Here is a 778-nt window from a genome sequence, read left to right on the forward strand (position 1 = left end):
AAGCCGGCCTGAGGCCGGCCGTCGGCACTCCGGACCGAGCGGGGATCCCGAAGCCGCGTCGGCCCCCGGCACCGCCGGTGCCTCGGCGACGAGACCGCGCGCCGTGGGCCTCGCGGTCCGACTCGGGGGGAAAGGCCGCGTGTCCCGCCCCCATGGTGCGAGGGCGGGACACGGACCTTCGGGCGGACGGTCAGGAAGCCGCCCGCCGACCGGGCGTCACGACTCGTCGACGGGGGCCGAGGCCGTCACGGAAGGCGACGCCTGCTCGGCGGCGACGGTCTTCTTCGTCGCTGCCTTCTTCGCCGTCGTCTTCTTCGTCGTCGTCTTCTTCGCCGTGGTCTTCTTCGCGGCGGTCTTCTTCGCGGCCGGCTCGGTGGCCGTCTTCTTGGCGGCCGCCTTCTTCGCCGGCGCCTTCTTGGCGGCCTTGCGGGCCGTCTTCTTGGCCGGCGCCCCGGCCTCCTCGGACGGCTCGCCCTCGGACGCGCCGTCGGTGGCGCCCTGTTCGGCCGCGGGGGTGTCCGCGACCACGACGACCTCCGCCGCCTCGGCGCCTTCCGGCGAACCGGCCGGGGCGGTGACCTTGCGGGTCACCCGGCGACGGGCACGCGGCGGGGCGGCCGGCGCGGGCTCCTCCTCGGCGGCCGGGGCCTGCGGCTCGGCGGCGGGGGCGGGCTCGGTGGCCGGCGGCGGGGCCACCGGGTCCTCCATCGCCACCGGCTCCGCCGCGGGCTCGACCGGCCGGACCGGCTGCGGCACGTCGGCCTGCTTCGGCGCACCC

The 778-nt window shown here is 77.9% G+C and carries 1 pseudogene; it reads right to left on the reverse strand.

Going from position 1 to position 778, the window contains the following annotated elements:
* Nucleotides 1–216: 216 nt before the first annotated feature.
* Nucleotides 217–778, reverse strand: a pseudogene (locus IH13_RS40085) (ribonuclease E/G); the annotation flags it as partial.

This window comes from Streptomyces sp. NRRL WC-3549 (assembly GCF_000721935.1).
GTDB lineage: Bacteria > Actinomycetota > Actinomycetes > Streptomycetales > Streptomycetaceae > Streptomyces.